This window comes from Marinobacter metalliresistant (assembly GCF_038098645.1).
GTDB classification, from domain to species: Bacteria; Pseudomonadota; Gammaproteobacteria; order Pseudomonadales; family Oleiphilaceae; genus Marinobacter; species Marinobacter metalliresistant.
Genome location: NZ_CP101118.1, coordinates 1,373,129 through 1,389,924, shown reverse-complemented (window position 1 = coordinate 1,389,924; position 16,796 = coordinate 1,373,129). Strand labels below are relative to the sequence as shown.

Below are 16,796 nucleotides of genomic sequence, written 5' to 3'. Positions count from 1 at the left end.
ACATCTGACCCCTGCTTCAAAGGCGATCACCTTCAATAATACCGGAGAAAAACATCTCCACCCGGAAAATCACCGAAGCCCGGTCCTTGGAGCTCGCCTCCCTGGGGAATTCCAGCGCCGGAATCAGCTCGGCATACAGCCAGTTGCTGTGCAGCGGGTACCGAAAGGTCAGATCCCCGAACACCGAGGTGGTGCGCCAGGACGGCTGGCTTTCGCCCAGCACCCCCAGCCGGGGCGTGACAACCAGCCGGTTATTGGTACGCTTTTGCAGGCTGAAAATCTGTGCAGCCACAAATTCCCGGTCCCGGTGCACCCATTCCAGCTCGGATGAGGACCGAAAGTGCCACCCTTTCCCCACCGGCCGCCCGGCATCAATCCAGGTGCGCTCGCCCCAGCCATCCTGGTGGAAATAATAAAAGCGTTGCTGCGCGTTCAGAACCCACTTGTCGTCCAGCCGCCACCGCTTCTTCGCCGTCGCCCGCCAGAAGGCATCCGCAGGAATCCGCAGGCGCACACCCAGGTCATTGGAGAAATTGATGGCGTCACCCACCTCCGTCAGGTAACGCAGGGCGCCCGTGGCTTCGGTATCCGAGCGGTCCGCTTCAGTAAGCTGCCGGTAGCGCTGGCGCTCCGCGAAGGGAATCAGTTCCTCGCTTTCGCTCTCAATAACCAGCCGAAGTTTTTGCCTGGTTGTCGGAATATCCAGCCGGAACCGCGCCTCCGGCTTAAACTGCGCCGGATCTCCATATTCCGACTCGGTGGCAAAACCAATGCGCAGGTAGCTTTCATTATTGGGAAGATCGTAGTTGCTGCCCGAAAGCGTTCGGTCTGCCCACTGGCCCAGGGACTGGATTCTGGGGCCCTGGACGCGCTCCTGGCGCAGAACCCAGTTACTGAATTTCAGCCAATACGAATCCCTGGGCTCTGCCCAATACTCATCCGGCTCAAAGGTGTAAAACCCAATAGGCAGGGTCTCCGGCGACAGAATCTCGGCCACAGATCGCTCCTTCACCTCAAACACCCGCTCGATGCTGTAGCTGGGAGAAGGGAAGGTCAGAGTGAACGCAGCCGCCAGACCTGCAAGCCGGAAGCGGAAAGACCCGTCAGCCAAAATCCACCAACAATCGCTCATGCAGCTCACGCACCTGACGCGCCACCTCATCCAGAGGGCGGTTATTGTCAATTATAGCGTCCGCCCGCGCCAGCCGCTGCTCCCGCGGCATCTGCGCCGCAATAATCCGCTCAACCTGTTCTTGAGAATTGGTGTCCCGGGCCATGGTGCGTTCGATCTGGACATCTGTGGGGACATCGATCACGACAATGCGATCAACGAGTTCGTGTTGGTCGGTCTCGAGGAGGAGAGGGGAGACCAGAAGCACATAGGGAAGCTGGTAATTGTCCGGATGTAACTGCCGAATCAGTTCTTCCCGAATGATCGGATGCAACAGCGACTCAAGCCAAGCCCGCTCTTCGGGCTCCTGAAAGACGATGGTACGAAGCTGGCCCCGATCCAAAGCACCCTCGGCAGTCAAAATCCCCTCGCCAAAATGCTCCGCAATCCGCGCCAGCGCAGGCGTGCCCGGTTCAACAACCTCCCGGGCCACATCATCGGCATCCACCCAGTGCACCCCCAGATCCCCAAACAGGCGCGCCACCGTTGACTTACCGGAGCCGATGCCACCTGTCAGTCCAACAATTTGCAAATCCTTTACTCCCGCTGAAAATGGGGTCAGAGCAAAAACTCAGGGAGTTTTTGGTCAGACCCCTTGGCCGGCCGGGGTCAGACCAAAATCGCCAAGCGATTTTGCTCTGACCCCATTTTCACCAGCACCTACCCCGTCAGACCCCAAAATCAAACCCCCAAAAACCCAAACCAGAACCCCTGAATCTCACTACCAAACCAAAGGCAAAGCAACCCCGCCGTAGCCAGATAAGGCCCGAACGGAATCGGCACTTCCCGCCCATGCTTCTTGAACACCATCAGGCTGATACCCACAACCGCACCAACCACCGAGGAAAGCAGAATCACCGCCGGCAACAGCTGCCACCCCAGCCAGGCACCCAGAGCGGCCAGCAACTTGAAGTCGCCATGCCCCATGCCTTCCTTCCCGGTCACCAGCTTGAACAGCCAGTAAACCGACCACAGGGAAAGATAGCCAGCCACCGCGCCCCAGAAGGCACTGGTAAAGTCCGTCAGCACACCAAAATAATTCAGCACCAGCCCCAGCCACATCAGGGGCAGGGTGATGTTATCCGGCAGCAGCTGGGTATCGAAATCAATCACGGTAAGGGCCACCAAAGCCCACACCAGCAACAACGCCCAAAGCGCAGACTCATTGGCCCCAAGCAGGGCGACCGTAACCACGGAAAACACCGCGGTTACCGTCTCAATCAGCGGATAGCGGGGCGAAATCCGAGCCTTGCAGGAGGCACACCTGCCCCGAAGCACCAGATAGCTCACCACCGGAATGTTTTCCCAGGCCCGAATGCCATGGCCGCAGGAAGGGCAGGTGGAAGCCGGCGTGGAAAGAGTCATCCGCTCTTCCTGCTTGCGCTGCTTGTCAGACAGCTCCAGAAACTCCTCGCACTGGCAGCGCCAGTCCTGGTGCATCATCTTCGGCAGCCTCAGAATCACAACATTCAGGAAGCTGCCGATGCAGAGGGAAACCAGAGTAACGGTAAGGTAAAGCAGCCAGGGGGTAGAAAGAAAGGTATCCAAAGTAAGCATCAATTGACCGAAAAGCAGCTGGGCGAACTCGGGGTCAGAAGAAAGCCTTCATCTGACCCCACTTTTACGTGAACTCGGGGTCAGAAGAACGCTTTCTTCTGACCCCTATTTCGAACCCGGGGTCAGATGAAGTTTTCATCAGACCCCATTTTCATCAGACCCCATTTTCACTAACCAACAACCTGCCCCATCTGGAAGATCGGCAGATACATCGCAATAATCAAACCACCCACCAGCACACCCAGAACCGCCATAATCATCGGCTCCATCAGCGCGGTGAGGTTATCAACCATATCGTCCACCACTGCCTCATAATGCTCCGCCACCTTGGCCAGCATCTCATCCAGGTTACCGGATTCCTCACCGATCGCCGTCAGCTGAACCGCCATAACCGGAAAAACATCCTGCTGGCGCATCGAAGCCTGCAACTGGGTACCGCTGGAGACATCGTTCTTGATGCGGTCGATGGCATCGCGGTAAACCGCATTACCTGTAGCGCCAGCCACGGAATCAAGCGCATCCACCAGGGGAACACCTGCAGCAAAGGTGGTAGAGAGAACACGGCCGAATTTTGCGACGGCGGATTTGTCGAGGATTTCGCCGACGACAGGCAGTTTCAGGACGTATTTATCGACAAGGTCCGAGAATTTCTGGGACCGGCGAACAGCCTCTTTAAATAGAAAAATTGTGCCGATGATTCCAAGGAGAACGACAAACCACCAACTCTGCATCCACTCAGACAAGTGCACAACCATCTGAGTAAACACCGGCAACTCCGCGCCGAAACCCTGGAACAGGCTCTCAAACTGAGGCACAACTTTCACCAGAAGGATGGCCGTAACAATAATTGCCACCACGACAACGGCAATCGGGTAGGTCATTGCCTTTTTAACTTTCTTCTTCAAAAGCTCGGTTTTTTCAAGATAGGTGGCAATCCGGTCGAGCATCGTCTCGAGCGCACCGGCCTTCTCACCCGAATCCACCAGGTTGCAATATAAGTCGTCAAAATGCTTGGGATGCTTACGAAGAGCCCCGGCAAAACTGGTACCCGAAGATATATCATTCCGGATACTCATCACCAGTTCCTGAAGCCCCTTGTTCTCCAGGCCATCCGCAACAATGTCAAAGCTCTGAACCAGAGGCACACCGGCTTTCATCATGGTTGCCAGCTGCCGGGTCAGCATCGCGATATCAAACGGCGTGATCTTCTTGCTGCCGCCAAACAGCGGTTTGGGTTTTTTTCTGACCTTATCCGGAATAATGCCCTGCTTCCTGAGTTGCGCTTTTACAAGCGCAAGGTTTGACCCGGTAAGCTCACCCTTGGACTTGTTACCCTTCCGATCCTTCCCTTCCCAAACGTACGATTCCAGCTTCTGCGCTTTCTCTGCCATGCTTAATCCTTCGTCACGCGGTTGGCTTCCTCAAGACTGGTAACCCCCTCAACAACTTTGCGAAGAGCGGATTGCCGCAATGTCCGGAAGCCCTCTGCCTGAGCCTGCTTTGCAATTTTGATGGAGCTGGCTTCTTCCATAATCATATTCGCCAGCTCGTCGGTAATCTTGACCACCTCGTAAATACCGACGCGGCCTTTATATCCTCCATTGCATTTATCACAGCCCTTGGGGCGGTACAACGTGAAGCCTGTATCAATTTGTTCCTGTGTGAACCCTTCCGCCAAAAGCACGTCTTTCGGAATGTCCGCAGCCTGTTTGCAGGAATTACACAGCCTCCGGCCCAGGCGCTGGGCAATAATCAAGCTAACCGACGTGGCAATGTTGAACGAGGGTACACCCATGTTCATCATCCGCGTGAGGGTTTCCGCCGCGCTGTTGGTGTGGAGTGTTGAAAGAACAAGGTGGCCGGTTTGTGCCGCCTTGATGGCAATGTTTGCGGTTTCCAGATCCCGGATCTCACCCACCATGATCACATCCGGGTCCTGGCGCAGGAAGGCTCGCAGGGCCTCGGCGAAGCCAAGGCCCACCCTGGTGTTCACGTTTACCTGGTTGATGCCCTCAAGGTTGATTTCCGCCGGGTCTTCCGCCGTGGAAATATTGATACCCGGCGTGTTCAGAATGTTCAGCCCGGTATAGAGGGAAACCGTCTTACCGGACCCGGTCGGGCCGGTGACCAGAATCATACCCTGGGGCTGAGCAAGGGCATCCATGTACAGTTTTTTCTGGTCTTCCTCATACCCAAGCACATCAATGCCGAGCTTGGCCTGGCTCGGATCCAGAATCCGCAAAACGATTTTCTCGCCCCAGAGGGTGGGCAGTGTGTTCACCCGGAAATCGATCGCCTTGGTTTTCGACAGCTTCATCTTGATCCGGCCGTCCTGAGGCACCCGGCGCTCGGAAATGTCCAACTGGGCCATGATCTTTACGCGGGCCGAAATTTTGGGTGCCAGCTTGATGGAAGGATGGGAGACCTCTTTCAGAATGCCGTCGGTGCGGTAGCGCACACGATAGATCTTCTCGTAAGGCTCGAAGTGAACATCCGAGGCGCCACCACGAATGGCATCGAGCAGCATCTTGTTCACGTACTTAACAATGGGCGCATCATCGACTTCGCTTGCGGTTACCGCGCCATCGTCTTCCTGCTCGCCGCCTTCGGTTTCAACGCCTTCAAGGTCCGAGTCGTCCAGGTCTCCCATCGTGGTGTCCTGGGATTCCAGATACTTGTCGATGGCCTCTCTCAGTTTGGCGTCGTCGACCAGAATGGCGTCAGTGCTCAAGCCTGTGTTGAACTTGATTTCATCCAGAGCCTGGATGTTCGTCGGGTCTGAAACCGCAATAAACAGCCGGGTTCCTCGCTTATAAAGAGGAAGCGCGTTGTGTTTCCGAACCAGTTTCTCATCTACCACCTTCTCCGGCATCATTTCCGGCATGAAGGCAGAAAGATCCAGAACCGAAACCCCGAACTCCATGGCGGCCGAAAAGGCCAGTTTGGAGCTGTCAGCCAGATTGTTCTGGGTGAGGTAGGTAATTAACGGAATCCGGTTCTGAGAGGCCTGCAAGAAAGCGTCTTTTGCGGTTGCCTCGTCAAGGAGCCCGTCATCCACAAAGCGCCTCGCAAGGCCGGTAAGCGTGATATTGCTTTTGTTGGTAGACATAAATTGAATAAGGAACGCAGCCTAAGTTACTGAAACCGGTGTTTTGTCAATTGCAGTGAGTTTAGATGGCTAGAAAGCGTTTGGAAAGCTGATTGCCCTGGCGCCAACCCCAGCCGTCAAACCCCGGGGTCAGAAGAAAGCCTTCTTCTGACCCCACTTTCAGCCTTGGAGCCTTCTTCTGACCCCATTTTCAGCCGTAGTGCACCTGTGGCGACTAAAACCGGTGACCAAATTTGTCACCCACTGACGCCACCGGGCAGCTAAAGCCGCCACCCACCGATGTGTGACCTGGCTCACAAAGCCTTGCAGGGTGCTGAAATAATTGACGTATTTCCAGGAAATTTGCGCTTCATCAATATTGGCACAGCCGGTGCATTAACTCTGGCAGGCTCAAAACACCGGTCACGGGGCACGGCTCCACCGGCCCCGGGCCAGACAGAGTTGATCAACGACAAACACAGAGGTCGATAATGAAAAATATTCAAATCAATCATGCTCAGAAGGGTTTCACGCTGATCGAATTGATGATCGTTGTGGCGATCATTGGTATTTTGGCGGCGATCGCTATTCCTCAGTATCAGAATTATATTGCAAAGTCGCAGGTTAGCCGAGCAGTAGCAGAGCTCGGGGCGCTTAAAACCGCATATGAGGCCTGCTTGAATGATGGAAAAACCGCCACAGGCGAATGTGACCTTGGCTGGACGGGATCCAACATTTTAAGTTTGAGTGCTCCAGCGACATCAACTGCGGGAACTGCCGTTACAACTGCTGTGACGAATACATCGGCGTTATCGACAACTGGTACAATCGCTGGCAGCTTTGCCGGTGACGCGTCGGCTACACTCCAGCCTTCGACTGCTTTAACGGTAACTTGGACTCGGTCCGACTTGGGTTCATGGACTTGCGCTACGACTGCTCCTGATAAGTACGCCCCTTCCGGATGCCCTGGCGTGTAAGACAGCGATCTGATCATGGACGATCTGATCATGGACAGGCACTAACCTGACCTGATTCCCAAAGGCCCGGCGGTTTCGACCCCGGGCCTTTGTCGTTGCCGGCTACGCAGAATTCAACGTTACGTTAAAAACTCGGCCTACACCGCGCTGAGAACTCCGCGTTCTGCCATTGATGGCCATCAAAGCCCGGCCATCGCCCACGGTCGATTCCCAGCCTGTGGCCGGTCCTGAAGAAGAAAGGTTTGAAAGGAAAGGGCTCAGGCCGCCCGTCGGCGTTCCTTGCGGTAATCCTGGTATGTCGCCTCAAAGCGCGTGGCCCGCTCGCACCATCGCCCTGGATCCAGGTTCAACCGTTCCAGTATCGGCAGGGCTTTCTCATCGATTACACCGCGCTTGTCGCTGCGGCTGATCCGCCCGGTGCAATCCACCAGTTCCAGATAATATTCAAAACCAAACAGGATGCCCCGCTGAGGCCCGTTGCGAATGACGCCCTCAAAGCCCAGTAAGGGTTTCGGCGGTACGCAGAAGTTATTCAGGGCTTGTTGTTCGATCTGGTTCTGAATGGCCTCGGCCAGATTAAAGCTGGGTTGGATTCGCTCCTTGAGGCTGGTGTGGTCTGAGGCTTCGGGGGTATCGGCAATGGCCGCCCGAATCGGGTTCAGGTCGACATACGCCATGCAGGACAGTACGGCTTCTTCGGTGTCCAGTGGATAGGACTTGAATCGGCTTTCCCAAAAGTGGCCGGTACAGTTGTCTTCCCGGTTCGCTTGGCGAGCAATGGGCTCGTTCAGGCACTTCATAAACCAACTGAGGTCTGCCAACCGGCTGCGGTCTGGGCTGAGTTTGACAACCAGGTGAATCTGTTACGCACTGCCGGTAGATAGGGTATCGGTCTCGCCCGTTAGGTTACTGGTTCATCGGTGAGGTGGTGGTCAGTGGCTGTGGTAGACTTCAGGTATTGAGACAGGAGACCCCATGGCAACGAATCACCACGACACCGGTTACAAGGAGCTGTTCAGCCATCCGGAATTTGTCCAGCAATTAATTGAAGGATTTGCACCTTCTGAGATTGGTGAGCTGATGGACTTCCGTACCCTCACAAACCATAGCGGCAATTACATTACCCCGTTGTTTGAAGAGAAGTTTGAAGACGTGGTGTGGTCGGTGGACATCACCTGGGAGGGTGTGCCCCAGCAAGTGTATTTGTATATTCTGCTGGAGTTCCAGTCTCGCGTGGATCACACCATGCCTATCCGGTTGATGCACTATGTGGCCTGTTTTTATGACCACCTGTTGAAAACCAGGGTGACAACGCCAGGTGGTGGATTACCTCCGGTATTCCCCATCGTGTTGTACAATGGATCGCAACGGTGGACTGCCCGGCAGGATGTGTATGAGCTGGTTCAGCCGGAACCACCGGGTTTCCTGCGTGTCTATCAACCACATTTGCGGTATTACCTGGTGGATGAAGGGCGCTATACGGATGAGGAGCTGGGCTTGCGCCAGACACCGTTAAGTGGGGTGTTTGGTGTGGAGAATGCCGGTCACAGTTGGGAGGCGTTACAGCAGGCGGTGGATCGGGTGGTTGCGATTATCCAGTCAGACCCGAACAAGGACCGTACCGATAGAATCATTACCCGCTGGCTCAAGCGGCATTTGAGTCGGCTTGGAGCCGAGATCCACCTGGATCAGCTGAACAGTTTGGTGGAGGACAGAGATATGTTGGCAGAGAATCTGGAGAATCTGGTAAAAAAAGAACGGCTTGAGGGGCGTCAGGAAGGGCGTCAGCAAGGGCGTCAGGAAGGGCGTCAGGAAGGGCGTCAGGAAGGGCGTCAGGAAGGGCAAGATGAAGCCAGGAAGGAGGCTGCACGCAATCTAATCAGGCGTACTGAGATGAGCGACCAGGTGATTGCCGAGATTGCTGGTTTGGCTTTGGAAGAAGTCAGTCAATTAAGGTCAGAGATCAGGCACTGATCTGGATTTCGGCAAACCATCAATATGACGAGGGCAGCTTATCGCAGCCCTCACTGCGGTGTTTCTCGTCGCCAGGCTTGGACAGACAGGCACTAGCCTGGCCGTGGACAGGCACTAGCCTGGCCGGCACTAGCCTGGCCAGAACCCAAAAGGCCCGGCGGCTCCGACCCCCGGGCCTTTGTCGTTTCTGGCTTTCGGTTTCACTGCGTTTATTCAGGCGTTACGGTAAAAATGCCCGACATTCCAGTGATAATTCCGGTCATCAGCAACGTTCAGGCAAGCGAAATCCTCGGCAGGCATGGCCGATAAACGGCTTTTAAAAGAAGGAGAGGGGGAAGCTAGGCCGCTCGTCGCCGCCGTCCAGGATCTCGGTAATCCTGATAACTGCTCTCAAACGCCGTGGCCCGGTGGCACCACCGGTCCGGGTCCAGATTCAGCCGTTCCAGAATTGGCAGCGCCTTCTCATCAATAGCGCCGCGTTTGTCACTCCAGATGACCCGACCAGTGCAATCAACCAGTTCCAGATAATCTTCAAAACTGAACAGGATGCCGCGTTGAAAGCCATTCCGAATCACGCTTTCAAAACCCAGCAGCGGTTTCAGTGGCACGGAAAAATCGTTCAACGTCTGCTGTTCCGTTTGTCTTGCAACGGCTTCTGCCAGATCAAAGGTGGGATGAATACGTTCTTTAATGCTGGTGTGGTCGGAAGTTTCCGGCGTTTTGGCCATGGCAGCCCGGATGGGGTTCAGGTCCACATAGGCCATGCAGGAGAGGAGGGCTTCTTCGGTGTCTAAGGCTTGAGACTTGAACCTACTTTCCCAGAAATGTCCGGTACATTCGTCTTCCCGGTTGGCTTGCCTCGCAATTGGCTCATTCAGGCATTTCATAAACCAGCTCAAATCCGCGAGCCGCTGCCGGAAGGTTTCCGCATAATCGTTAACCCGCCGAAGTTCTGCAGCGCACAGCTCATCGCCCCGCTGATACCGCTGAACCAGTGGCGGTCCCTTGTGGAGGCTGCACCAGCGTGCCAGTACTTCATCCATATTCCACGGTTCCACTTCATCCGGGCTGAGTTTCACCACCAGGTGGTAGTGGTTCGACATCACCGCGTAAGCGGCCACATCTACTGCAAATACCGACGCCAGCAGCCGTATTCGCTCCTCAATCCAGCCCCGCCGGTGCTCGTAGCAACGCCCTGTAGTGTGGTCTTGACCGCACAGAAAGGTTCGGCGAACGCAACGTGAGATCACGTGGTAGAAGGGCGTATCTGAAACGCTGACCAGCTCTGCTCTGGCTTTTGGCATGGTGAAATCCTTGTCTTCCGTGACTGTTGACAGTATAGCCTTTATGTACAAGTATACAGCTGTATAAATAAACAGCAATAGATGTGAGCATCGCGTGCATATAGATTGCAGTAGATATAGCTTGAGAGCTATAATCTGGGTGGCTTAATGTGGAATATTAAAACAACTCACCGGTTTGACGATTGGTACCACTCGCTTGGCGATGCGGACAGAGAGAATGTCCTGGCGGCGATACTGGTGTTAAAAGAGAAAGGTCCGATGCTATCCCGGCCACACGCCGACAGCGTTTATGGATCTGCACATAGCAATATGAAAGAGCTTAGGGTTCAGAGCAAAGGCAGACCCATTCGGGCGTTTTTTGCATTTGATCCATCTCGCACTGGCATAATTCTCTGTGCTGGCGAGAAATCGGGTAAAGACAAACGGTTTTACGATGAGATGATTCCAGTGGCAGATCGAGAATTCACCGCCCATTTGGAAGAGCTCAAGGGAGGCAATTGATATGGCGAATTCTTTGGACGCACTGCTGGCTAATGAAAAGCCAGACGTTGTCAGGCGAGCGCAGATCAAAGCAGATCGCATTCTTTTGGAGATTCGACTCAGTGAAGTGCGTGCTTTGTTGCAGAAAACCCAGAAAGATTTGGCGGAAGCCATGGGTGTAACCCAGCCTACGATCGCGAATATGGAAAAAGCCGGTAAAGACTTGAAGCTATCATCCATTAAACGATACGTCGAGAGTGCGGGTGCGAAAGTCCGTTTGGATATTGAGCTTCCTGACGGAACTCATCACGCCATTCCGCTTTGATCGTTTGGGCCACAGGCAGTGGCTACAGGCATATAGATAATGGACAGGCACAGCCTTCCTGACAGGCACAGCCTTCCTTCCGAATTGATGCGCAAAAAAAGATGCGCATATAATTGATGTGCCACTTCGCGCGAGGGCTGAGCCATGCAAGCCGCTGAAACTGCCAAATCCATACGAAAGCCAACGAACCTATCGCTGGATAGCGCCCTTCTCAAAGAGGCAAAAATTCTGGGAATCAATGTTTCGCGGGCAGCAGAGGCAGGGATCGCGGAGGCCGTGAAGCTTCATAAGCAGAAGAAGTGGTTGAAAGATAATGCCAGAGCACTCGCGAGCTCGAACGCATATGTTGAAGCTAACGGTTTGCCTCTCGCACGGCGCCGTTCCCTGCGCAGGGGCTGAATCCTGTATTTATCGTCGACGGCCAGGAATTAGTAATGGCCACTCAGTATATGGCGGCTGTGCCTGAAGGCGAATTGCGGTTTGGAGCTGGTAGCCTTGCTGAGCAGCAAGATGAAATTTCCTCGGCGTTGGACATGCTGTTTTTGGGCTTTTGAAAATGGGGTCAGAAGAAAAGTTCTTCTGACCCCATTCTGGCTCAGCCTGACATGCCCTTACCCCTCGATCATCGCCATGAATTCATCGGGCATGTCGGCCTTTCGGCAGGCGTTAACCAGATAACGTTCCACTTTGCTTCCCATGGCTATTGCTTCATCCAGCGCATCTCTTACCAAATCCGGAGATTGATCCGTGCATACCTCCAGGATCGTCGATGCCTGCGCGATATCCTTGGCGGCCTTGGCTCTGAAAGCCATTGGGCGAATTTGCGATACAAGTAGCTTGTGGATCGCAAAGCGGATCGGATCGGGAACGTTCACAAGCGCGATATGCTTGCGATCAAAAGCGACCGTTGGCACGGTCACTTCCAGCAGAAAGCTCATGTATTGGAGTGGCATGGCTTCCGACTGGAACAGCGGCACTTTGACTGGGTTTTCATTTTTGCCGCTGCCGGTAGTCAGCAAGTCCACCGTCAGCTGTTTGCCGCGAATCTTGAACGAGGTGCTCGGATTATCATGTCGTAGTTGGGGCACTGGCAAAAAACCCATTCTCAGCTGGTCCAGAGCCTCGGGCGCTGTCAGATCGGGCTTCTCGACTGCAATATGAATATCTGCAGCTACATCGATATCCTGTGTCCGCATGTTGCTTGGCCAGGTCACACCGAGAACATTCCCAAGCAGGTTGTAGGCGTAGGTGCCGACCAGCGTGGCCTGCCCCACACCTGGGCGCATGATTCCCGCGTCTGCAAAGCCCTTAATAACCTTCAGGCTGGTGTGATCCATCCCGTATCCTCCCGCAGCATTGAACGCCCGGGCAAGGTCCATGATGCGCGCTTCCTGTTCGGCCAGGGATTCGTTGCGCTCCTTGATTCGATCGATCAACGCTTGAGTCTTCTCATTGTCCGGGCCAATAAAGACTTGCCGATAAGCCCGGCCCAGCTCCCGGAACTGGAAATACACATACGGTTTGTTTTTCACGACCTTTCTGATGAATGACCCACCGGTCCGGCTCATGGGCTCAGCCACTCCCAGTGCGAGGACCTGATCAAGAAGTTCGGCGTAAAGCGTCTGAGCGGTTAAGGACAATTCCTGAATCATGAAATACTCGCGTTATACGTTAACTAAATGTAGTTAGCGTATAACGCTGTGCATCCAAAAACAACAGGCAGAACCGTGACATGGTCAGGGGCATGCTTGGCCTAAACCTCCACCTCCTCAAACAACTCCGGCACCTCAACATCCCATCCAAACCTCTCCCGAATCCGCTTGCGCATAACGTCACTCGCCACCATCTCCCCGTGTGTGATGTATACCTTCTCAGGCTTGAGCGACCCTTGCTCCAGCCAGGCCAGAATCTCGTTATAGTCCCCATGCGCGGAGAGTGAATCCAGATTATGAACCTCAGCTTTCACGGGCCAGTACTCACCGTGAATCTTCACCGATTCCGCCCCGTTCACCAGCGCATCTCCACGAGTACCCGGCGCCTGGAAGCCGGCAAACACCACACTGTTGCGCGGATTGGGTAGTAAAGTCTTCAGGTGGTGCAAAACCCGTCCACCGCTGGCCATGCCACTGGCTGAAATAATCACACAGGGGTATCGAACGGAATCCAGCTCAATGGATTCTTCCACGGTGCGAACAAACTCGGTTTTTTCGTCCATCAGTTCGCACTGCGCAGCGTTCAGTTTATGTTCCTTGTGATGTTTGCAGAAGATCTCGGTGGCCTTGATCGCCATGGGGCTGCTCAAAAACACCGGCAGTTTGGGAATCTTCCCGGCGCCCATGATCTTGTGAATCACATACAGCAGCATCTGTGCCCTGCCAACGGCAAATGCCGGGAGCAGAACAATACCGCCGCGCCCGGCTGTGCGGGTGATAATGTCGGCAAGTTCGGCTTCCGGATCGGTGTCGGCGTGTGCCCGATCACCGTAGGTGGATTCGCATACCAGCACATCGGCCTTCGCCAGTGGCTCTGGTGGCCGCATGATGATGTCGTTCTGGCGCCCTACGTCACCGCTGAACACCACCGTTCTGTCGTCGGTTTTATGGTGAACGTGTACACAGGAAGAGCCCAGAATGTGGCCGGCCGGTGTAAAGGTAACCTGGAACCCTTTTACCGGCTCGAACGTTTCGTGATAGTGCAGGGATTCGAAATGCTTCAGGGCCTCCCAGGCGTCTTTCTCGGTAAAGAGTGGCTCCGGCTTCTCGTGCTTGGAGAACTTTTTGCGGAAGGCGTATTTGGCGTCTTCCTCCTGAAGGAAACCGGCGTCTGGCAGCAGGACCTTGCACAGCGCATGGGTGGCTTTGGTGCAGTACACTTTACCTTTGAAGCCGTTTTTCACCAGGGCGGGCAGGTAGCCGGAGTGGTCGATGTGGGCATGAGTGAGCACCACAGCATCAATGGTGGATGGGTCCACCGGAAACGTCGCCCAGTTGCGCCGGCGCAGGGTCTTCACGCCCTGGTACATACCGCAGTCCAACAGTACTCGATGCTTCTCATCCGAGAGCAGGTAACGGGAGCCGGTGACTGTTCCTGTGGCGCCGAGGAAGCGAAGTTTCATGTTGAGATCCTTTTCGTTGATTAAATCGGGGTCAGAAGAAAGCGTTCTTCTGACCCCATCTTTAACAGTGATACTATGGCGTAAAAATAGGGACTGATGATGGTTTTCATCGCAGGTCGCTTTGCGTCAGGTCAAGGAGGACCAAGATAATGCATTGCCAGCGTTTCGGGTTGGACCTATACATTACTCGCCATGCCAGCGAGCGCATGATTCAGAGAGGAGTTAGTGACGCAGAAATCGCAGAGCTCATGGAAACAGGCGAAATACGGTATAAGGATAATCAACGGCTATGGGTAGCCAAGGCATTTGAAGGCCGGTGTGATAACCTGATCTGTGTTGCAGTTGCGCTCGAAGACAGGCTGGTGGTAAAGACGGTGATGCATCACTTTAGTTGGGAGGTTGAGGGATGAGAACAACCTATGACGAGGCGGATGATATTATGGTGTTGCACCTTTCAGAGAAGCCCATCGTGAAAGAGGTTTCTCAGGATTGGAATACGCATATCAGCTATGCAGATGATGGCACGATAGTCGAAGTTGTCATTCTGGAGGCTTCCAGGCAGGGAGCTTGGCCTTTGCTTTGTAGTCAGGTGGCATAGCAGCCAGTTATTTGAAAGTGGGGTCAGATGAAAAGTTCATCTGACCCCGGATTCAGCCGCCTCATCAAAATTGGGGTCAGAAGAACGCTTTCTTCTGACCCCGTCTTCACTGACCCCGCCGTCAAGGACGCGCCCATGCATTACAGCTCCATCCTTCCGGATGTCATCAAAGTAGCCGACGAGGCCAGCGAGAAAGTACTGCATATTTACCAGTCGGACTTCAAAGTGAGCTACAAAGCCGACGAATCGCCCATTACAGCGGCAGACACGGCCGCCCATGACATCATCACCCACGGACTGCGCACTATCAGCCGGGACATTCCCATCCTCTCCGAGGAAGGCAAAGACATTCCCTGGGAAGAGCGTAAACGCTGGCGCCGGTTCTGGCTGGTGGATCCCATCGACGGTACCAAGGACTTCACCCAGCGCACCGGCGAGTTCACCGTTAATATCGCCATGATTGAAGATGGCGAGCCGGTGATGGGCGTGGTCATTGCGCCGGCCATTAAAGAAGCGTATTGGGGCGTGGTCGGAGAGGGCGCCCATAGCGCGATCGCAACGGCAAGGTTCAGCGTATCCGGGTAGCGGAGCCTAAAGCCGTCAAGCGGGTGGTGGCCAGCAAAAACCACCTGAACGAGGAAATCAGAGTTGTGACCTGGACAGGCACAACATCGTCCTAGTCTGTTTGAGTCGGCTGGGAGCCGAGATCCACCTGGATCAGCTGAACAGTTTGGTGGAGGACAGAGATATGTTGGCAGAGAATCTGGAGAATCTGGTAAAAAAAGAACGGCTTGAGGGGCGTCAGGAAGGGCGTCAGCAAGGGCGTCAGGAAGGGCAAGATGAAGCCAGGAAGGAGGCTGCACGCAACCTGATCAGACGTACTGAGATGAGCGACCAGGTGATTGCCGAGATTGCTGGTTTGGCTGTGGAAGAAGTCAGTCAATTAAGGTCAGAGATCAGGCACTGATCTGGATTTCGGCAAACCATCAATATGACGAGGGCAGGAAATCTTGGGCAGGCACTGGTAATCCATCGCAGTTGCTCAAAGTTTGACGTTTAACGATAAACGTCATATCATGGCGCCCATGATTAAGAGCTTCCGTTGTAAAGACACTGAAACCTTGTTCAAGACCGGGAAAAGCCGGCGATTTTCGGCAGTCAAGGCTGCTGCTGAGCGCAAGCTTATTATCCTGACGGCAGCGGAAGCCTTAGAGGATTTGAAATCTCCGCCCGGCAATCGCCTGGAAGCGCTCGCCGGAGATCGGGAAGGCCAATACAGCATTCGAATTAATCGCCAGTGGAGGGCGTGCTTCCGGTGGACCAAAGAAGGGCCGGAAGATGTTGAGATTGTTGACTACCACTGAGGAGAAAGCGTTATGGTATCCAATGGCATGCGTCCCATTCACCCGGGGGAAATTCTTCGGGAAGAGTATCTGGAACCGTTGGGCATGAGCGTTAATGCGTTGGCTGGAGCGCTTCACGTTCCGGCTACCCGGATGAACGAGATTGTTCGCGAAAATCGCGGTATCACTGCAGACACGGCGTTGCGCCTGGCTCGTTACTTCGGCACCAGCGAGCGCTTTTGGCTAAACTTGCAAATCGAGTTTGAGTTGCGCAGAGCTCAAATCAGCAAAGCCGCGCAAGTGGCTAAAGAAGTTCAACCTCGGGCCGCATGAAACTCATTGGCCAGCAATTTTGAAGCCTGCGTGGAGAAGCCTGCGTGGACAGGCACTAGCCTGCGTGGACAGGCACTAGCCTGAACAGAAGCCTGCGGAAGCCTGCGTGGACAGGCACTAGCCCGAACAAGGACCGTACCGATAGAATCATTACCCGCTGGCTCAAGCGGCATTTGAGTCGGCTTGGAGCCGAGATCCACCTGGATCAGCTGAACAGTTTGGTGGAGGACAGAGATATGTTGGCAGAGAATCTGGAGAATCTGATAAAAAAAGAACGGCTTGAGGGGCGTCAGGAAGGGCAAGATGAAGCCAGGAAGGAGGCTGCACGCAACCTGATCAGACGTACTGAGATGAGCGACCAGGTGATTGCCGAGATTGCTGGTTTGGCTGTGGAAGAAGTTAGTCAATTAAGGTCAGAGATCAGGCACTGATCTGGATTTCGGCAAACCATCAATATGACGAGGGCAGCTTATCGCAGCCCTCACTGCGGTGTTTCTCGTCGCCAGCACGGTTTGGTTCGGTGAAGTGCTC

Annotated in this window: 22 protein-coding genes; 13 read left to right on the top strand and 9 right to left on the bottom strand. The window is 54.4% G+C overall.

Annotated elements, in window-relative coordinates:
- Window positions 1–16: 16 nt before the first annotated feature.
- The 5 genes from NLK58_RS06480 to pilB all read right to left on the bottom strand — a co-directional run bounded on the left by NLK58_RS06480 (window position 17) and on the right by pilB (window position 5,837).
- Complete coding sequence (locus NLK58_RS06480) at window positions 17–1,132, bottom strand: hypothetical protein (RefSeq protein ID WP_376788072.1); 1,116 nt, start codon at window positions 1,130–1,132, stop codon at window positions 17–19.
- Window positions 1,104–1,703 (bottom strand): dephospho-CoA kinase, encoded by a 600-nt coding sequence (gene coaE, locus NLK58_RS06475; RefSeq protein ID WP_341582361.1) that lies wholly within the window; start codon window positions 1,701–1,703, stop codon window positions 1,104–1,106. Before coaE ends, NLK58_RS06480 begins: the two co-directional genes overlap by 29 nt.
- Window positions 1,704–1,852: 149 nt before the next feature.
- Window positions 1,853–2,728, bottom strand: a complete 876-nt coding sequence (locus NLK58_RS06470; RefSeq protein ID WP_341582360.1) for an A24 family peptidase — start codon at window positions 2,726–2,728, stop codon at window positions 1,853–1,855.
- Between the two features lie 170 nt (window positions 2,729–2,898).
- The gene (locus NLK58_RS06465; protein ID WP_341582359.1) at window positions 2,899–4,119 is read right to left on the bottom strand and encodes a type II secretion system F family protein; all 1,221 of its coding nucleotides are present in this window, start codon (window positions 4,117–4,119) and stop codon (window positions 2,899–2,901) included.
- Window positions 4,120–4,121: 2 nt separating this feature from the next.
- Entirely contained in the window at window positions 4,122–5,837 is a 1,716-nt protein-coding gene (pilB, locus tag NLK58_RS06460) for a type IV-A pilus assembly ATPase PilB (protein ID WP_341582358.1), read from the bottom strand.
- 470 nt (window positions 5,838–6,307) lie between these two features.
- On the opposite strand from pilB, the gene NLK58_RS06455 reads away from it, so the two are divergent.
- The gene (locus tag NLK58_RS06455; RefSeq protein ID WP_341582357.1) at window positions 6,308–6,793 is read left to right on the top strand and encodes a pilin; all 486 of its coding nucleotides are present in this window, start codon (window positions 6,308–6,310) and stop codon (window positions 6,791–6,793) included.
- A 257-nt stretch (window positions 6,794–7,050) separates the two neighbouring features.
- Here NLK58_RS06455 and NLK58_RS06450 read toward each other — a convergent pair whose 3' ends face one another.
- A complete protein-coding gene (locus NLK58_RS06450; RefSeq protein WP_227539457.1) occupies window positions 7,051–7,593 on the bottom strand; it encodes a hypothetical protein in 543 nt (180 codons plus the stop codon).
- Between the two features lie 175 nt (window positions 7,594–7,768).
- Between NLK58_RS06450 and NLK58_RS06445 the strand changes: the two genes are divergently transcribed.
- On the top strand, window positions 7,769–8,767 hold the full coding sequence (locus NLK58_RS06445; RefSeq protein ID WP_341582356.1) for an Rpn family recombination-promoting nuclease/putative transposase: 999 nt from the start codon (window positions 7,769–7,771) through the stop codon (window positions 8,765–8,767).
- Between the two features lie 338 nt (window positions 8,768–9,105).
- Here NLK58_RS06445 and NLK58_RS06440 read toward each other — a convergent pair whose 3' ends face one another.
- On the bottom strand, window positions 9,106–10,071 hold the full coding sequence (locus NLK58_RS06440) for a transposase (RefSeq protein ID WP_341582355.1): 966 nt from the start codon (window positions 10,069–10,071) through the stop codon (window positions 9,106–9,108).
- A gap of 147 nt (window positions 10,072–10,218) precedes the next feature.
- Between NLK58_RS06440 and NLK58_RS06435 the strand changes: the two genes are divergently transcribed.
- The 4 genes from NLK58_RS06435 to NLK58_RS06420 all read left to right on the top strand — a co-directional run bounded on the left by NLK58_RS06435 (window position 10,219) and on the right by NLK58_RS06420 (window position 11,430).
- Window positions 10,219–10,572 (top strand): type II toxin-antitoxin system RelE/ParE family toxin, encoded by a 354-nt coding sequence (locus tag NLK58_RS06435; RefSeq protein ID WP_341582354.1) that lies wholly within the window; start codon window positions 10,219–10,221, stop codon window positions 10,570–10,572.
- Between the two features lies 1 nt (window position 10,573).
- The gene (locus NLK58_RS06430; RefSeq protein WP_117617734.1) at window positions 10,574–10,876 is read left to right on the top strand and encodes a helix-turn-helix domain-containing protein; all 303 of its coding nucleotides are present in this window, start codon (window positions 10,574–10,576) and stop codon (window positions 10,874–10,876) included.
- Window positions 10,877–11,020: 144 nt separating this feature from the next.
- The gene (locus NLK58_RS06425; protein ID WP_117617733.1) at window positions 11,021–11,275 is read left to right on the top strand and encodes a type II toxin-antitoxin system CcdA family antitoxin; all 255 of its coding nucleotides are present in this window, start codon (window positions 11,021–11,023) and stop codon (window positions 11,273–11,275) included.
- 35 nt (window positions 11,276–11,310) lie between these two features.
- Window positions 11,311–11,430 carry a CcdB family protein gene (locus NLK58_RS06420; protein ID WP_227539456.1) on the top strand — a complete coding sequence of 40 codons (120 nt, stop codon included), beginning with the start codon at window positions 11,311–11,313 and terminating at the stop codon, window positions 11,428–11,430.
- Window positions 11,431–11,487: 57 nt separating this feature from the next.
- Here NLK58_RS06420 and NLK58_RS06415 read toward each other — a convergent pair whose 3' ends face one another.
- Together NLK58_RS06415 and NLK58_RS06410 are read right to left on the bottom strand one after the other, a co-directional pair.
- A complete protein-coding gene (locus NLK58_RS06415; protein WP_341582353.1) occupies window positions 11,488–12,528 on the bottom strand; it encodes a GSU2403 family nucleotidyltransferase fold protein in 1,041 nt (346 codons plus the stop codon).
- 101 nt (window positions 12,529–12,629) lie between these two features.
- Window positions 12,630–13,991, bottom strand: a complete 1,362-nt coding sequence (locus NLK58_RS06410) for an MBL fold metallo-hydrolase (protein ID WP_341582352.1) — start codon at window positions 13,989–13,991, stop codon at window positions 12,630–12,632.
- Between the two features lie 149 nt (window positions 13,992–14,140).
- On the opposite strand from NLK58_RS06410, the gene NLK58_RS20595 reads away from it, so the two are divergent.
- The 7 genes from NLK58_RS20595 (at window position 14,141) to NLK58_RS06380 (ending at window position 16,696) form a co-directional block, all read left to right on the top strand.
- On the top strand, window positions 14,141–14,401 hold the full coding sequence (locus tag NLK58_RS20595) for a DUF4258 domain-containing protein (RefSeq protein ID WP_376788071.1): 261 nt from the start codon (window positions 14,141–14,143) through the stop codon (window positions 14,399–14,401).
- Window positions 14,398–14,589 carry a DUF2283 domain-containing protein gene (locus NLK58_RS06405; protein ID WP_117617728.1) on the top strand — a complete coding sequence of 64 codons (192 nt, stop codon included), beginning with the start codon at window positions 14,398–14,400 and terminating at the stop codon, window positions 14,587–14,589. Before NLK58_RS20595 ends, NLK58_RS06405 begins: the two co-directional genes overlap by 4 nt.
- Before the next feature lie 135 nt (window positions 14,590–14,724).
- Complete coding sequence (locus NLK58_RS06400) at window positions 14,725–15,174, top strand: inositol monophosphatase family protein (protein ID WP_341582351.1); 450 nt, start codon at window positions 14,725–14,727, stop codon at window positions 15,172–15,174.
- A gap of 163 nt (window positions 15,175–15,337) precedes the next feature.
- A complete protein-coding gene (locus NLK58_RS06395) occupies window positions 15,338–15,556 on the top strand; it encodes a hypothetical protein (RefSeq protein WP_341582350.1) in 219 nt (72 codons plus the stop codon).
- Window positions 15,557–15,674: 118 nt separating this feature from the next.
- Window positions 15,675–15,953 carry a type II toxin-antitoxin system RelE/ParE family toxin gene (locus tag NLK58_RS06390; RefSeq protein ID WP_341582775.1) on the top strand — a complete coding sequence of 93 codons (279 nt, stop codon included), beginning with the start codon at window positions 15,675–15,677 and terminating at the stop codon, window positions 15,951–15,953.
- A 12-nt stretch (window positions 15,954–15,965) separates the two neighbouring features.
- Window positions 15,966–16,265, top strand: a complete 300-nt coding sequence (locus NLK58_RS06385; protein ID WP_205422274.1) for a HigA family addiction module antitoxin — start codon at window positions 15,966–15,968, stop codon at window positions 16,263–16,265.
- A 236-nt stretch (window positions 16,266–16,501) separates the two neighbouring features.
- Window positions 16,502–16,696 carry a hypothetical protein gene (locus NLK58_RS06380; protein WP_341582349.1) on the top strand — a complete coding sequence of 65 codons (195 nt, stop codon included), beginning with the start codon at window positions 16,502–16,504 and terminating at the stop codon, window positions 16,694–16,696.
- Window positions 16,697–16,796 lie beyond the last annotated feature (100 nt).

Coding starts and splice junctions, on each gene's coding strand:
- NLK58_RS06455 (WP_341582357.1), top strand. CDS start 6,308: ATGAAAAATATTCAAATCAATCATGCTCAGAAGGGTTTCACGCTGATC.
- NLK58_RS06400 (WP_341582351.1), top strand. CDS start 14,725: ATGCATTACAGCTCCATCCTTCCGGATGTCATCAAAGTAGCCGACGAG.
- NLK58_RS06395 (WP_341582350.1), top strand. CDS start 15,338: ATGTTGGCAGAGAATCTGGAGAATCTGGTAAAAAAAGAACGGCTTGAG.
- NLK58_RS06380 (WP_341582349.1), top strand. CDS start 16,502: ATGTTGGCAGAGAATCTGGAGAATCTGATAAAAAAAGAACGGCTTGAG.
- NLK58_RS06465 (WP_341582359.1), bottom strand. CDS start 4,119: ATGGCAGAGAAAGCGCAGAAGCTGGAATCGTACGTTTGGGAAGGGAAG.
- NLK58_RS06415 (WP_341582353.1), bottom strand. CDS start 12,528: ATGATTCAGGAATTGTCCTTAACCGCTCAGACGCTTTACGCCGAACTT.
- NLK58_RS06430 (WP_117617734.1), top strand. CDS start 10,574: ATGGCGAATTCTTTGGACGCACTGCTGGCTAATGAAAAGCCAGACGTT.
- NLK58_RS06420 (WP_227539456.1), top strand. CDS start 11,311: ATGGCCACTCAGTATATGGCGGCTGTGCCTGAAGGCGAATTGCGGTTT.
- NLK58_RS06440 (WP_341582355.1), bottom strand. CDS start 10,071: ATGCCAAAAGCCAGAGCAGAGCTGGTCAGCGTTTCAGATACGCCCTTC.
- NLK58_RS20595 (WP_376788071.1), top strand. CDS start 14,141: ATGCATTGCCAGCGTTTCGGGTTGGACCTATACATTACTCGCCATGCC.
- NLK58_RS06470 (WP_341582360.1), bottom strand. CDS start 2,728: ATGCTTACTTTGGATACCTTTCTTTCTACCCCCTGGCTGCTTTACCTT.
- NLK58_RS06450 (WP_227539457.1), bottom strand. CDS start 7,593: ATGAAGTGCCTGAACGAGCCCATTGCTCGCCAAGCGAACCGGGAAGAC.
- NLK58_RS06425 (WP_117617733.1), top strand. CDS start 11,021: ATGCAAGCCGCTGAAACTGCCAAATCCATACGAAAGCCAACGAACCTA.
- NLK58_RS06390 (WP_341582775.1), top strand. CDS start 15,675: ATGATTAAGAGCTTCCGTTGTAAAGACACTGAAACCTTGTTCAAGACC.
- NLK58_RS06405 (WP_117617728.1), top strand. CDS start 14,398: ATGAGAACAACCTATGACGAGGCGGATGATATTATGGTGTTGCACCTT.
- pilB (WP_341582358.1), bottom strand. CDS start 5,837: ATGTCTACCAACAAAAGCAATATCACGCTTACCGGCCTTGCGAGGCGC.
- NLK58_RS06445 (WP_341582356.1), top strand. CDS start 7,769: ATGGCAACGAATCACCACGACACCGGTTACAAGGAGCTGTTCAGCCAT.
- NLK58_RS06410 (WP_341582352.1), bottom strand. CDS start 13,991: ATGAAACTTCGCTTCCTCGGCGCCACAGGAACAGTCACCGGCTCCCGT.
- NLK58_RS06480 (WP_376788072.1), bottom strand. CDS start 1,132: ATGAGCGATTGTTGGTGGATTTTGGCTGACGGGTCTTTCCGCTTCCGG.
- NLK58_RS06385 (WP_205422274.1), top strand. CDS start 15,966: ATGGTATCCAATGGCATGCGTCCCATTCACCCGGGGGAAATTCTTCGG.
- NLK58_RS06435 (WP_341582354.1), top strand. CDS start 10,219: ATGTGGAATATTAAAACAACTCACCGGTTTGACGATTGGTACCACTCG.